Raw genomic sequence first — 13,602 nt, 5'->3', positions numbered from 1 at the left:
AGAACATGAGAGGAAATGGATCAATCGTTCCAGATAATCGGCGACAACGGGTCGTACTCGTCACCGGTGCGTCCGGAGGGCTAGGCAAGGCGACGGTAGACCATTTCCATTCGAGAGGCTGGTCCGTAGCAGCAGCGGCGCGTGATCCGCGGAATCTGCATCTCTGGAGAAGCGACGGCGATGTCTTTGGCGTTCGCCTCGACCTCTTGGACCAGGCGTCGGTAAAGGCCGCGGTCGCTGAGGTGGAGGAACGGTTTGGCCACATCGACGTACTGGTCAACAATGCGGGAACGGGGCTCGCGGGGCCGCTTGAGGCGATGGAGATCCCGACATTGCAAAAGCATTTTGAAACGAACGTGATGGGTGCAATCTCGGTCACGAAGGCAGTGCTACCGGGGATGCGGCGTAAGCGGACGGGGACAATTGTCAACGTCACCTCGATTGCCGGTCGGCTTGGGTTGCCATTCATGGCACCGTACGTAGCGGCGAAGTTCGCGCTGGAAGGCCTCGCCGAATCATTGCGGTATGAGTTGGCACCGTTCGGCATCAAGATGAGGCTCGTCGAACCGTCTGGCATAAGGACCAGCTTTCAGCATGAGTGGATCTCGGATGCACCCTATGAGCGCGAGATAGCAATGCTCCGCCAACATATGGCCGATGGCATGGCCAAATCGTTGTTGCCGGAAAAAGTAGCCAGTGTGATTTACCGGGCGGCGGTCAGCACCGGTTCGACATTGCGATTTCCGACCCGGGATGCGGGTCTGTTGATGTTGATAAAGTCTTTGCTACCGGACTCGATCCTTCAGGCGCTGATTCGCGTCGCGTTCCTGAAAGAGTATCCGACCGGTTATGAGGACCATGGTTGAGAATAGTGGGTACAGGTTGCAGCTATTGGTCATATCCATAAACATTAGCATTCCATATCATTTTATTCGGGAGCGAAGAATGCGCAATCAGTTTGCGGAGTTCTTCGGAAAGCAGGAGCCAATGGGACGAGTCAGACATTGCACCCGGTCAGACACGTCCAGGCGCGCCAATCTTCAGGCGGATCGGGTGCGTTTGTGCGGTTTGACAAGTCTCCCCACTGCGCTGTCCGTGACATGTTTGAAGAGTGCGGCGTTGCCATAGGCCCGCGCAGCCAGCATTGCACCGTAGACCAGCGACAGGAGCGTTGCGGCTTCGGTTTGAACCGACGACTTCAGTTCGATGAGGTTGTCTTTCGCAGCTGATTCAAGTACGGGTTCAAGCCACGCGGTGAGGTCCTCGAAGTGCGCCTTCACTTCTTGCGCCACTTCGTCGGGAAGCGCCGGGAGTTCGGCGCCGAGCATACCAGCAACGCAGAACGGGGCGCTGTCGTCCGTAATACAGCGTTCCCAGTGATCGATATAGGCGCGCAACTGCGCAAGACCGTCTGCACCACTCACCTGAAGTGCCGCCATGTCTGCGTCAAACCTTGCCCGCTGCTGTTGCAGCACAGCGATCGCCAGATCTGTCTTCGAGGGGAAGTGGTGGTGAATACTCGCCTTACGTATATCTATCGCATCAGCGACGTCCGCGTAGCTAAATCCGCTGTAGCCACGGCGCATGATGAATTGCCGCGCGGCTTCAACAATTCTGGTCGCGGTCGCTTCTCCGGTCGCAGTCATTTTTACCTACCATCTAGTCGGTTGAATAGTGCATCAGTTTACACGGGGAGCACCGCAATCCCAAGCTCTGAAAAATTTCTTGCGATTTTGCCATCCTACTAGTAGGATGGCAAAATCGACGAGAGATACTCGTCGACATTCTCTAGTCACTCAACCTCTTGGAGCATGAAAATGAAGCTTTCCTCTACCGTAGGCCGTGTCGCGGCCGCAATCGCCTTTTCCGCCGCAGCCCTCGGCTCACACGCAGCGGTGGCCGCGCCCGTCAAAAACATCGTCCTGGTTCATGGTTATTTCGCGGATGGCTCAGGCTGGCAGGCCGTATCGAAGATCCTCACGCGCGATGGCTACAAGGTCTCCGTGGTGCAGGAGCCGGAGACCTCATTCGACGATGACGTGAAGGCAACCACCCGGGTTATCGATGCGCAGGACGGCCCGAGCATCCTCGTCGGCCACAGCTACGGCGGTGCGGTCGTGACCGAGGCCGGCAACGACGACAAGGTCGCCGGCCTCGTTTACGTGGCAGCATTCCAGCCGGACACGGGAGAAAGCCCTCTCGATCTGACCAAAAAGACGCCGCCCGCGACTAAAGCCATCAAGGCTACTGCAGATGGCCACCTGTACATCGAACAGGCAATGTTCCATGCAGACTTTGCGGCCGATGTGCCCGCCGCAGAAGCAAACTTCATGGCCGTCTCGCAGGTGACGCCGGCGGCGCAGTCGTTTGGCGTTCCGATCACGCACGCCGCATGGAGGACGAAGCCGAGCTGGGCAGTTGTCGCGACGGCGGATCGCGCGATCAATCCCGATCTGGAACGTTTCATGACCTCGCGCGCCGGGAGCAAGACCATCGAGGTCAACTCGAGCCACGTGGCTTATATCTCGCATCCGGCCGAAGTCGCGAAGCTGATCGAGCAAGCGGCAACGCAGTCCGTCAAGGACTGATGAGACGTGAGGCGCCGCCTTCGATCACGCTGCTGGTCGAGGCGGCATGTAGCACCAGCTCGGGCGAATGCGACGATCGCGAATTCGCTTTGGACGACCATTGCGGCGCAGAGTTGGTAGCCCGCTATCGATGTCCGCTCAGCATCCGAAAACGGCCGCCAGGAGAGCATGAAGCGAATGGCCGTGATGGGTCGAGAAAACTCACTCGATGTTCATGTCAGCGGACATTCGTAGCACCACAACCACGAGGCATCCCGAACGACCGCATAGGCCGATCTTCAGCCATCCGAGAGCGCTGCACTGACGGACAGGTCTTCGGTTGAAGCGGCCACTGGCAGTCCACCGTCGAGCGGCCGGGCTGGGGTCACCGGAATGAGAAGGGCCGTTCTTCGCAACTTCGCGACCTGGCAAGGAGAGGCCCTCTTTGGATCGGCTCAAATTCATCCGACGCTCTCTGTTGCTATTGAGCTGTTTCACACCGTTCCTTAATACGGTCGCTGGGCGCATTCATCCGTCCGTCGATCTCGTCACACTTTCCCACGCGTCAAATTCCGCACTGAGCAACGAGAGCTTTTCCCGGACCAAACCGAGCGCATCACTTCCTAGCAGAAGATGCGATGGCGGCTCATCGTTTTCGATAACGGACAGCATGGCGCGCGCAGCTTTCACAGGATCCCCGAGTTGCCTACCGCTTTTCTCTTCCCGTCCTTTTCTAATCGGGTCGAACAGAGAATCGTAGTCCGCGATCGAGCGCGGCGTTCGAACCATCGAACGACCGGCCCACTCAGTGCGAAAAGATCCCGGCGCTACAGCGGTCACGTGGATGCCGAACGGCTTGACTTCTTTGCCGAGGACCTCGGAGATTCCCTCCAATGCGAATTTACTGCCGCAGTAGTAGGCGATTCCCGGCATGGTGATAAAGCCGCCCATTGATGTGATGTTGAGAATATGTCCGCGTCGTCGCTCGCGCATATACGGCAACACACTCTTCATGACGGCAACAGCACCGAACACGTTTACGTCGAATTGCCGACGCATTTCGTCGAGCGGTGACTCTTCCATTAAGCCCTCGTGACCGTAGCCTGCGTTGTTCACCAGCACGTCCAATGGTCCGACGCTCGCCTCAATTCCGGCCACAACATGTTCGACAGACTCAAAGTCGGTAACGTCCAGTACGCGACCGAACGCATTAGTAGAGCTAAGCGCTTCGAACGTCTGCTTTGCATGCTCGCTTCGTACCGTGCCGACGACCCGATACCCTGCGGCGAGCGCTTCTTCGGCCAATGCGCGTCCGAAGCCGCTACTGACGCCCGTGATAAGGATGGTTTTGGTTGATGGCATTGCAAACACTCCTGGGCTGGTTTCGAGAGTTACATGTTATTCTGAATAAGCCCCAAAAATCAGACCTGATTCTTCGTTTTTATTGCCTATTTCTATGAGCAAATCGGTTCACGAGAAAAGCATTAACCACCGTGTTTCCGCTGCCGGCGCACGTGAACAACACCGGATGGTGGCCTTGCTGACTGCGCTGGCTCCGCAGGAAGGCTACAACCTGACCGCGTTGCGCGATGTGCGTGTCCTGCGTTCGGACCGGGCGCTGTCTCGCACTCCGGTGCTATACGATCCCGGCATTGTGATCGTCTGCCAAGGTGCAAAACGCGGATTTTTTGGTGACCGGGTTTATCTGTATGACGAGCAGCATTATCTGGCTATTGCGGTGCCGGTCCCCTTCACAATGGAGACCGACGCGACGCCCGAGTGTCCGCTACTCGCCCTGTACCTGCATCTGGACTTTCAGGTGGCGGCCGAGCTCATGATTCAGATAGATCATCATGGTTTGCCATCGGCAGGCGAGGTGCCGGAGACTATGATGTCGAGTCCAATGGATGCGGCCATGCGAGCGTCTGTACTACGCTTTCTGGAGGCAATGAACCAGCCACTTGACGCTTCAATCCTTGGCCCGGGACTGGTACGCGAATTGTATTTCCGTGTTCTTACCGGCGCACAAGGCCACGCAATGCGGGCGGCTTTAGCCATGCAAGGGCAATTCGGCAAGATTGGGAGAGCGCTTGAGCGTATCCACGCGACCTATGCGGAGCATCTGGACCTTCCGGAATTGGCAAGCCAGGCCGGGATGAGCGTGCCAACGTTCCACAGTCATTTCAAGGCCATCACGAGTACTTCGCCTATGCAGTACGTGAAATCCACTCGATTGCATCAGGCTCGCTTGCTGATGGTGCGCCAGGGGATCACTGCTGAGGCGGCGTGTCATGCTGTCGGCTATGCCAGCCCCTCTCAATTCAACCGGGAATTCAAGCGACTCTTTGGCCTGACGCCTGCCGCAGAGACGAAACGCCTGCGCGACAGCTTCGCGTTGCCTCCGGCCTTTCCAGAGTCAAAGTTCGTCTCGTCACATTGAGGGGCAGCGATAGCGAAAAGCTGCCTCGCGGCGTGCGTCCGGCGATACGTCGCCCGTGTCGCTCAAGCAGCGGTTGCCCGAAGAAAACCTTCGAGGTTGCTAAGTTGCCTACTGAGGCCGGACTGACTCAGGCTAAAACCATCCGTGGTTTTGACTACGACTTGCATTGAGCGATTTCGAGAAACAGGCGAAGTTTTCACGAGCATCACGTGGATAATCGCCGGCCTTTACTGTGCCTTTTGTTTTATTTCGGCGTACTCAAGCATGGCGCTACCAATCACGTGTTCCCCTTGATCGCTGAGGGCAGATCCGGCCCCTCGTATATCCCGCACTTCCTTGTTCTGGCTGAGCTTGATCTTCCCGACCAGCCGGGTGATTTCGATCTCGACCCCGACGATCGCTTTGAGCATCGTATCGATGTAGTCGCTGGCGCTGTCCGTCATTTTCCACGGACGGGGCTGGGAGGCTTCATGAGTACGCGTGAGGCGAGCGACCAGCCCTCGAACGTAGCGTTCGTCATCGCGAATGGTCACCCGGCCATGGGCGTGGACCACCCGGTAATTCCATGTCGGCACCTGCTTGTGAAACTCGTGCTTGCTCGGATACCAGGTGGGGGAAATGTAGGCGTCGCCAGCGCGAAACACGACCAGCACCTCGTCTCCGTTGGCCACGTCCTGCCAGAACGGATTTGCGCGGGCTACGTGGGCATGAAGAACGCCACATGCGCCTTCTTCGGCTTTCAGGTCAAACGGAATGTGATTGGCATCCAGACCGCTCTTGCCGTGCGTGAACAGAATGCCAAGCGGATTCTCCGCGATCAGCGTGTGCAGGACCTCAGCGCGCGGTTCATCGAAATGGGTTGGTACGTACATATAGGCTCCGTGATGGTTGCACGATTGCAGCTGATCGTGGCGATGCGCTAACCCTCATGCAGCAGGTTCGCGCATTGTCGGGCTCCATGCCAGTACAAGAATTGTGGCGGCAAACTGGTTTATGTTGTAGAACCAGTTTGGATCATTTTCTTTGGACCAGAAAGCAATGGCTCGAAAACCAAAAGGGGTCGAGGTTCCGTCGATCGGGACGCTGGATCGAGCGATGGGTAACTTGGGGCGTCAGCTCGCGCAGGCGCTCCGCGATGCTATCCGCCGAGGCGACCTCAAACCCGGCGAGCTGCTGCCATCCACGCGCACGCTGGCTGCGTCGTTGCATGTTGCCCGGGGAACGGTCGTCGAGGCATTCGAGCAACTGATCGCCGAGGGCTTTCTGCAATCGCATCCTGGAGCCGGCACGCGCGTGGCGCAGTCGCTAACGCCGCCCGCCGAGGCGCGGGCGCGTTCGTCATCCGTCGAAACAGCCCCGCTTTCAGAACGCATCCGCCTGTTTGCCCAGGTTGCACGTCAGTTTGCTGCGGTACCGCAAGCGCCATTTGCTGTTTCGGTGCCGGTTGGACCTGCCGCTCCTGACGATGTGTGGCGTCGTCTAGGCAACCGGCTGCGCGCCCGCGGCCCCGGCGCACCGGCAGGGTATGGCGACCCGCACGGGGCGCGGGCGCTGCGTGAAGCAGTAGCCGATTACGTCAGGAAATCGCGCTCGGTTCGCTGCGAAGCCGAACAGGTGATCATCACCAGCGGCACACAGCAGGGCCTTTACCTTTCATGCCAGGTGCTGCTCGATGCCGACGAGCCGGCGTGGGTGGAGGACCCTGCATATAGGGGTATTACGGCAATTCTGGAAAGTACGGGTCGCCCGGAACGCATGATCCGGGTGCCCGTCGACGCAGAGGGTCTCAACGTCGACGCGGGTATCAAGCTGTGCCCGCATGCACGGGCGGCATTCGTCACATCGTCGCACCAGTATCCGTTGGGAATGCCACTGAGCATGGCAAGGCGTAACGCGTTGTTGGCGTGGGCTCGATCAAACAACGCGTGGGTGGTCGAGGACGACTATGACAGCGAGCTGCGTTATGCGGGACATCCGTTTCCGTCGCTGCAAGGACTGGATCCAGACCGGGTGATTTATCTCGGCACCTTCAGCAAGATACTGTTCCCGTCGTTGCGACTCGGCTATGCCGTTGTTCCGGAGAACCTCGTGGAAGCATTCTGCGGCGCGCGCGTGCTAATGGATCGCAATCCTCCCAATGCCGATCAGCACGTGCTGGCTGCTTTCATCGCGGAAGGTCACCTTGACCGTCACATCCGGCGCATTCGTGGCGTGTATGCGGATCGCCGCGCGCGGATCATCGAGACAATCGAGCGATTTTTGCCGAAAGAGGTCGCCTGGTTGCAGCCGAGTGATCAGGGCATGCACCTCGTGCTCTGGCTTGGAGAAGGCGTCAACGACAGGTTAGTAGCGTCGTTGGCGTCCGAAAGCGGGGTGGTGGTACGAGCGGTGTCTCCCATGTATTCCGGTGGAAAAGGTCCAATGGGTTTGATCTTAGGTCTTGGGGGCTTCAGCGACGATGAGATTGAAACCGCCACCCAGCGTCTCGCCACGAGTATTGCCGCGGTGGCAAAAGCTGCTCACTGTGATCTTCCGCATTCGCCAAGGAAAAAGGCGGCTCGAAGCTAATTGGCGCAGACCACCCAAAGGACCTGTTCAATATTTGAAAGCAGGACGATAGCGCATGCTTTTTGCTTAACGAAGGTGCATATTGCAAGAGCGATATGCAGTCTGTCAGGCTGCCCATAAGCCCGCCGCACGAGGCGGGTGCCTGAGTGACCAGCGGAGGAGCTATGCAAGGAATTAATGACACGGTACGGGCTGCAATTCTTGCCGTGGCGATTTCTCTGCTTACCTCATGCGGCGGCGGTGGAAGCGGCTCAAGTGGCGCGCCTAACCCGCCGGGCGGCATTGATCTGCAGGTTATCTCGTTCGGCGACAGTCTGTCGGACGTCGGAACCTATGCGCCGATCGCCAGCGCGGTCGGCGGGGGGCGTTTCACAACCAACCCAGGGCAAGTGTGGACTCAGGATGTTGCGCAGTACTACGGGGACACGCTCACCGCTGCGTTTACGATCAACGTCGCTCATGAGTTGAGTGCGCAAGGTGGCCTTGGCTATGCCGAGGGCGGCGCTACGGTGGCAACGCCAGCAAACCTGTACAACTTTCTTACCGACGTGATCGGCAATATAGAAATGCCCGTCAATCAGCAGGTGTCGAGCTATTTGAGCGAGCACGGCAGCTTCAACTCTAATCAACTGGTGCTGGTCTGGGCTGGTGCGAACGACGTGCTTCGCGCCGGGCCGCTGCCGGCGGCGGCGTCGACCGTGCAGACGGCGGCAACGACGCTGGCTCAGGTTGTTGGACAGATCATCCAGAGCGGCGCCAGTCATGTTGTAGTGGTTAATGTCCCGAATATTGGACTGACGCCCGATGGCATCGCTCAGTCCGACGGCGGAGCAAACCTGACCCAGTTATCGCAGCTCTTCAACAATGACTTGAATGCTGCCTTACAGGCCGATGGCCTGCAAGGCAAGGTGATCCAAATCGATTCCTATACTTGGGCGGATCAGATCATTGCGAACTTTCAGGCGAATGGCTTTACCGTGTCGAACACCAGTACCGCCTGCGACCCTTCGAAAACGCCTGATGACACGGCATTGCTGTGCTCACCGGCTACCTACGTGACGGCCAATGCCGATCAGACGTATATGTTCGCCGACGACATTCATCCGACAACGCATCTGCACGCCCTGTTCGCCCAGTATGTGGAGCAGCAGATTGCCGCGAGCGGTCTTGGTCATTGAGCTTGGGGAATGATGACTCGCCAACAGAATGGCCGGGTACTCGCACGCCCGCTCTGACGTTGTTTTGCTATCGCGTCAATCAAGCGCATTCCTGCGCGCCGTGACCATACGCGAACTTGCGACCACGCTAATGGTGCGTGGGACCGGGCGTTCAGCTTATATTTAGCTTGTACTCTCACGCATCTCGACTAGGGTTAACCCATTCGAAACTCTGCGACAAAGTGCATAGAGTTCTTGCATATCAGCATGCTTCAGACGCGGGGGCATTTCCACCCAGGAGTGTCCGGCGGTGTTTCCTCAGTTCCACGAACTCAAAGGAGATGACAGATGGAAATCCGCGATCCTTCCCCCGGCCTCTACAACGAAGATCTCGCACCCTCCAGGCAGCGCAACTGGGGAACCTTCAGCATTTTCAACGTCTGGACATCGGACGTGCACAGCCTCTGGGGTTACTACCTCGCCGCCAGCCTGTTCCTTCTGTGCGGCAGCTTTGTCAACTTCGTGCTGGCGATCGGGATCGGCTCGCTAGTGATCTTCGCGCTCATGAACCTGATCGGCTACGCCGGCGAGAAGACTGGCGTGCCTTATCCGGTGCTGGCGCGCGCCTCCTTTGGCGTGTGGGGCGCCAATCTGGCCGCACTGGTGCGCGCCGTGGTGGCTTGCTTCTGGTACGGCGCACAGACGGCAGCCGCGTCGGGTGCGATGGTCGCGCTGCTGATCCGCAACGACAGCCTGATGGCGTTCTATAAGGGCACGCACTTTCTAGGTCACTCGGGGCTGGAGGTGATCTGTTACGTGGTCATATGGGCGTTGCAGTTGCTCATTATCCAGAAGGGCATGGAGACGGTGCGCAAATTCCAGGACTGGGCCGGTCCGGCGGTATGGGTCGCAATGCTGATCCTGGCGATTGGCCTGTGCATCAAGGCGGGCGGCTTCTCGTTCAGCAGTGGCATTCCAATGAACGTGCTCCTCGATAAAACCAAGGACGCCGGCGTCAGCGGCGAGCCTGGCTCGTTCTGGGCGCTGATGGCAGTGGGCGCGACCTGGATCACCTACTTCGCGGCGCTATACCTGAATTTTTGCGACTTCTCGCGTTATGCAAAAAATCGCGACGCAGTGAAGAAAGGAAATCTGTGGGGTCTGCCGGTCAACCTGATCGCGTTCTCGCTGGTCGCCGGCGTCACCACCATCGCCGCCTTCAGGGTGTACGGCGAAGTGCTTCTGCACCCCGAGCAGATCTCGGCCAAATTCGATAGCTGGGTGCTGGCACTGATCGCAGCGCTGACCTTCGCAGTCGCCACGCTGGGCATTAACGTGGTGGCCAATTTCGTCTCGGCCGCGTTCGACATTTCCAACACGTTCCCCAAGCAGATCAGCTTCAAGAAGGGTGGCTACATTGCCGCGGCCATCGCGCTGGTACTGTATCCATTCGCGCCGTGGGAAGGCAACGCCGCGCACTTCGTCAACGCGATCGGCGCCACGATGGGCCCGCTGCTGGGGATCATCCTGGTGGACTACTATCTGGTGGCCAAGGGCAACATCAATGTCGCGGCGCTCTACCAGGAGTATGGCGAATACCGCTACGAAGGCGGCTGGAACGTCAACGCGCTGGTCTCCGCGGCGGTCGGCAGCGTGTTTTCGACCTTCTTGCCCAATTTCACCAACTTGCTGCCGGTCTGGTGGAATACCTATGGGTGGTTCTTTGGCGTGGTGATCGGCGGCGGCATGTACCTGATCATGGCGACGCTGCGGCCGCGGACCGCGATCGCAGCGACCGGCGCTTGACGGTTTAGTGGGGGCGATCGCCGCCCCCGCCTGACTGTCGCCGCCGTTAGAGCCCACAGGAACGGGCGCGACTCAAGGCTTCGTGCTCGCGTCCTGGTTTCGGAACGCCGCTTCTCCGGCGTCCGACACCTCGACCCACTTTTTGTCTGGCGCCGCGTCTGCTACATAGCTGTCGTGCCAGTTCCACCACTTGTAGGTTGGGGTTTGAGGGTAGCCCTCGGGCGAGTCCTCCCAGAGTTCTTGCCGGCCCAGCGGCGTGATGTCGAGGTAGTTCCAGGTGCCGCCCATCTGCTCGTCGCCGCGGTTGTTGATGAAGTAGGTGCGGAACACGCGGTCGCCGTCGCGGTAAAACACGTTCGTGCCGTGCCACTCGTCTACGCCGAAGTCGGCGTCGAAGCTGTCCGTGAGGGTGAACCACGGTATCTCCCAGCCCATCTCCGCCTTCAGTCGCGCGATGTCCGCCTGAGGCGCACGCGAGACGAAGACGAGGGTAGTGTCGCGGGCGTTCAGGTGGGCGAGGTGCGCCACCTGATCCGCGACCATGGAGCAGCCCCGGCAGGCGTGCTCGGGCCAGCCGAACACGCCCGGCTCGAAGAAGGCGCGGTAGACGATCAGCTGACGCCGGCCGTCGAAAAGATCGAGGAGACTGACCTTGCCCGCAGGCCCCTCGAATGCATACGCCTTCTCCACGGCCATCCACGGCATGCGCCGGCGCTCGGCGGCCAGTGCATCACGGGCGCGGGTGTGGGCCTTTTCCTTCACGAGCAGTTGCTCGCGGGCCGTCTCCCACGCCTCTGACGACACGACCGGCGGCGTGTGCATGGCAGGCTGTCCTTCTTTGAGTCCGTTCTCGGCTGATGATGTCATGACTTTTGCAATCTCCTGGTTTGGATAAATTCGCGCGCCCCGTGACTGAAGCGCGACTCCATTCGCTGGTCATCGATCGTTGTTGGCTGTGGAATGGTTTGAGTTTGGCACCGGAAATAGAACGTTGGGAGTAACAAGCGTGGCGGTATTCCGATGGAGTCGCTGACTCCAGCCGCGGCGCGTGGGTCCGAAGCGGGTGATCCGCCGGCGCCTTGAACGATGTGGTGTTGTGCCTATAGCCCCGGATTCCAAAGCGAGTTTTTATATGATTGCCCGCAATGGCGTCGCTGGCAGGCGCGCTACCTGGCGCGCCTGTGCGAGCGGACCGTACCCGTTCACGAGTGCGTCGATTTCGCCTCGACAATGTGAAGGATAGAAAACCAGACCATGATCTGGATCAACGGCAGCTATTTTCGATAAGCTATCCTGATCATATCGAGTTATTTTTTCACGATGGCATGACCGCGACAGAATCCTTAAAGCCAATGCTCTGTCAGTGGAACATTTATTTTTCACTACGACGACAGTTCACCGCTATGCAGCCCACTAGCAATGCGAATTGCCCCATGACAGGCAAAAGGGTCTCATACAGAAGTCGCCATGGTTGCCGTTGGTTCTTTTGTATCGCTTTGCCACATATGCCCGCCTGCTGTCTCGAAACGGCACACCCCACTGAACATATTGGCCTCAGCCCGGATCAGCCGATTAGTTAAGCAAACCTTTGCCAGACGTGCAACGCAGGGAAAGAATGCGCCTCTGGCACATCTCTCGCGTATCTACAGATGCCGGCAGCGGACAGAATTCGCTGAGTACTTTTAATGACATGCGAGGCAAACGCTCACGTCGCACGAAAACGCGGTGTCGGTCTGGGATCGCGAGCAACACGAAACAAGTTCGCATCACCCGATGCGTTCACAAGGAGATCGATTGATGAGCAAGATAATGAAAGCCGCAGTGGTCCGCACCTTCGGCCAGCCGTTGCAGATTGAGGAAGTGGCTGTGCCAACGCCGGGCACAGGGCAGGTTCTAGTCAAGATCGAGGCGTGCGGGGTCTGTCATACCGACCTGCACGCTGCCGAGGGCGACTGGCCGCTCAAGCCCAACCCGCCCTTCATACCGGGGCATGAAGGTGTGGGCTATGTTGCCGAGGTTGGCGCAGGGGTGAAGCACGTCAAGGCCGGCGACCGGGTCGGCGTGCCCTGGCTGTACTCCGCCTGCGGCCATTGCGAGCATTGTCTCGGCGGCTGGGAGACCTTGTGCGAATCGCAACAAAATACCGGCTACTCGGTGAACGGCGGCTTTGCCGAATACGCGCTTGCCGACGCCGACTACGTTGGCCACCTGCCCAAGGGGATAGGCTTTGTCGAGATCGCGCCTATTCTGTGCGCCGGCGTCACCGTCTATAAGGGGCTCAAGGTCACCAATACCAAGCCCGGCGACTGGGTTGTCATCTCCGGCATAGGGGGCTTGGGCCACATGGCGGTTCAATATGCGAAAGCGATGGGGCTCAACGTCGCCGCAGTCGATATCGACGATGCCAAGCTCGCGCTCGCCACGCGCCTTGGAGCCGCCCTCACCGTCAATGCGAAGACCACCGACCCGGTCGCCTTTATCAAAAAGGAAATTGGCGGCGCACACGGTGTGCTGGTCACCGCAGTGTCACCGCGGGCCTTCTCGCAAGCGCTGGGCATGGTGCGGCGTGGCGGTACGGTCGCGCTGAATGGCTTGCCGCCGGGGGATTTCCCGCTGCCAATCTTCGATGTGGTGCTCGGTGGCATCACCGTGCGCGGTTCCATAGTCGGCACACGGCTCGATCTGCAGGAGTCGTTGATCTTCGCCGAAGAGGGAAAGGTCAAGGCGACCGTATCCACCGACAGCCTCGACAATATCAACAAGGTGTTCGAGCGCATGCGTCTGGGTGATATTGAAGGCCGGGTCGTGCTCGACCTCGCGCTGTAGACCGCCCGAAGCAAAACGGCGTGCCGGAGGCCGTGCGGGGTCCAGGAACCCGCGCGGCCCGCAAACCATGACCGCTCGTTCGACATAGTGCGGGAAGGCCGTAGTCTGCTGGGGTGAAACCACCCCGCGCGCAGAGCAATTCGGATACGGCCGGGAAGAAGACCGTCCCGGAATTCAGGATGGCGGAGTTTTATTCGACGAACGTACTGACGAAGCCTCGGCACTTTCCGGCTAACCG

The 13,602-nt window shown here is 59.0% G+C and carries 11 protein-coding genes; 7 read left to right on the top strand and 4 right to left on the bottom strand.

Features of this window, described 5'->3' with window-relative positions:
- Positions 1-5: 5 nt before the first annotated feature.
- The gene (locus SBC1_RS21405; protein WP_165096676.1) at positions 6-866 is read left to right on the top strand and encodes an SDR family oxidoreductase; all 861 of its coding nucleotides are present in this window, start codon (positions 6-8) and stop codon (positions 864-866) included.
- A gap of 174 nt (positions 867-1,040) precedes the next feature.
- Here the strand turns inward: SBC1_RS21405 and SBC1_RS21400 are convergent, their stop codons facing one another.
- Positions 1,041-1,646 carry a TetR/AcrR family transcriptional regulator gene (locus SBC1_RS21400; RefSeq protein ID WP_165096679.1) on the bottom strand — a complete coding sequence of 202 codons (606 nt, stop codon included), beginning with the start codon at positions 1,644-1,646 and terminating at the stop codon, positions 1,041-1,043.
- A 171-nt stretch (positions 1,647-1,817) separates the two neighbouring features.
- Between SBC1_RS21400 and SBC1_RS21395 the strand changes: the two genes are divergently transcribed.
- Entirely contained in the window at positions 1,818-2,588 is a 771-nt protein-coding gene (locus SBC1_RS21395) for an alpha/beta hydrolase (protein ID WP_165096682.1), read from the top strand.
- A 507-nt stretch (positions 2,589-3,095) separates the two neighbouring features.
- On the opposite strand, the gene SBC1_RS21390 is transcribed toward SBC1_RS21395, so the two are convergent.
- Positions 3,096-3,929, bottom strand: a complete 834-nt coding sequence (locus SBC1_RS21390) for an oxidoreductase (RefSeq protein WP_165096685.1) — start codon at positions 3,927-3,929, stop codon at positions 3,096-3,098.
- Positions 3,930-4,095: 166 nt separating this feature from the next.
- On the opposite strand from SBC1_RS21390, the gene SBC1_RS21385 reads away from it, so the two are divergent.
- Positions 4,096-5,007, top strand: coding sequence for an AraC family transcriptional regulator (locus tag SBC1_RS21385; RefSeq protein ID WP_165101386.1), 912 nt, complete (start codon positions 4,096-4,098; stop codon positions 5,005-5,007).
- A gap of 227 nt (positions 5,008-5,234) precedes the next feature.
- On the opposite strand, the gene SBC1_RS21380 is transcribed toward SBC1_RS21385, so the two are convergent.
- Positions 5,235-5,879, bottom strand: a complete 645-nt coding sequence (locus SBC1_RS21380; RefSeq protein ID WP_165096688.1) for an FMN-binding negative transcriptional regulator — start codon at positions 5,877-5,879, stop codon at positions 5,235-5,237.
- 166 nt (positions 5,880-6,045) lie between these two features.
- On the opposite strand from SBC1_RS21380, the gene SBC1_RS21375 reads away from it, so the two are divergent.
- From SBC1_RS21375 to SBC1_RS21365, 3 genes are all read left to right on the top strand, one after another.
- Positions 6,046-7,575: a PLP-dependent aminotransferase family protein gene (locus SBC1_RS21375; RefSeq protein ID WP_165096691.1), complete on the top strand. Its 1,530-nt coding sequence runs from the start codon at positions 6,046-6,048 to the stop codon at positions 7,573-7,575.
- Between the two features lie 164 nt (positions 7,576-7,739).
- Entirely contained in the window at positions 7,740-8,753 is a 1,014-nt protein-coding gene (locus SBC1_RS21370; protein ID WP_165096694.1) for an SGNH/GDSL hydrolase family protein, read from the top strand.
- A gap of 327 nt (positions 8,754-9,080) precedes the next feature.
- Positions 9,081-10,538, top strand: a complete 1,458-nt coding sequence (locus tag SBC1_RS21365) for an NCS1 family nucleobase:cation symporter-1 (protein ID WP_165096697.1) — start codon at positions 9,081-9,083, stop codon at positions 10,536-10,538.
- A gap of 72 nt (positions 10,539-10,610) precedes the next feature.
- Here SBC1_RS21365 and SBC1_RS21360 read toward each other — a convergent pair whose 3' ends face one another.
- A complete protein-coding gene (locus tag SBC1_RS21360) occupies positions 10,611-11,405 on the bottom strand; it encodes a DUF899 domain-containing protein (RefSeq protein ID WP_165096700.1) in 795 nt (264 codons plus the stop codon).
- Between the two features lie 930 nt (positions 11,406-12,335).
- On the opposite strand from SBC1_RS21360, the gene adhP reads away from it, so the two are divergent.
- Positions 12,336-13,364 (top strand): alcohol dehydrogenase AdhP, encoded by a 1,029-nt coding sequence (gene adhP, locus SBC1_RS21355; protein ID WP_165096703.1) that lies wholly within the window; start codon positions 12,336-12,338, stop codon positions 13,362-13,364.
- Positions 13,365-13,602: the final 238 nt, after the last annotated feature.

The organism is Caballeronia sp. SBC1 (assembly GCF_011493005.1).
Lineage (GTDB): Bacteria > Pseudomonadota > Gammaproteobacteria > Burkholderiales > Burkholderiaceae > Caballeronia.
Note: the sequence above shows the minus strand (reverse complement) of the source record. Positions and strands in the feature narration are given on the sequence as shown.

Bases quoted from the DNA above. Each gene is read 5' to 3' on its own strand.
- SBC1_RS21405 (WP_165096676.1), top strand. From the start codon at position 6: ATGAGAGGAAATGGATCAATCGTTCCAGATAATCGGCGACAACGGGTC.
- SBC1_RS21400 (WP_165096679.1), bottom strand. From the start codon at position 1,646: ATGACTGCGACCGGAGAAGCGACCGCGACCAGAATTGTTGAAGCCGCG.
- SBC1_RS21395 (WP_165096682.1), top strand. From the start codon at position 1,818: ATGAAGCTTTCCTCTACCGTAGGCCGTGTCGCGGCCGCAATCGCCTTT.
- SBC1_RS21390 (WP_165096685.1), bottom strand. From the start codon at position 3,929: ATGCCATCAACCAAAACCATCCTTATCACGGGCGTCAGTAGCGGCTTC.
- SBC1_RS21385 (WP_165101386.1), top strand. From the start codon at position 4,096: ATGGTGGCCTTGCTGACTGCGCTGGCTCCGCAGGAAGGCTACAACCTG.
- SBC1_RS21380 (WP_165096688.1), bottom strand. From the start codon at position 5,879: ATGTACGTACCAACCCATTTCGATGAACCGCGCGCTGAGGTCCTGCAC.
- SBC1_RS21375 (WP_165096691.1), top strand. From the start codon at position 6,046: ATGGCTCGAAAACCAAAAGGGGTCGAGGTTCCGTCGATCGGGACGCTG.
- SBC1_RS21370 (WP_165096694.1), top strand. From the start codon at position 7,740: ATGCAAGGAATTAATGACACGGTACGGGCTGCAATTCTTGCCGTGGCG.
- SBC1_RS21365 (WP_165096697.1), top strand. From the start codon at position 9,081: ATGGAAATCCGCGATCCTTCCCCCGGCCTCTACAACGAAGATCTCGCA.
- SBC1_RS21360 (WP_165096700.1), bottom strand. From the start codon at position 11,405: ATGACATCATCAGCCGAGAACGGACTCAAAGAAGGACAGCCTGCCATG.
- adhP (WP_165096703.1), top strand. From the start codon at position 12,336: ATGAGCAAGATAATGAAAGCCGCAGTGGTCCGCACCTTCGGCCAGCCG.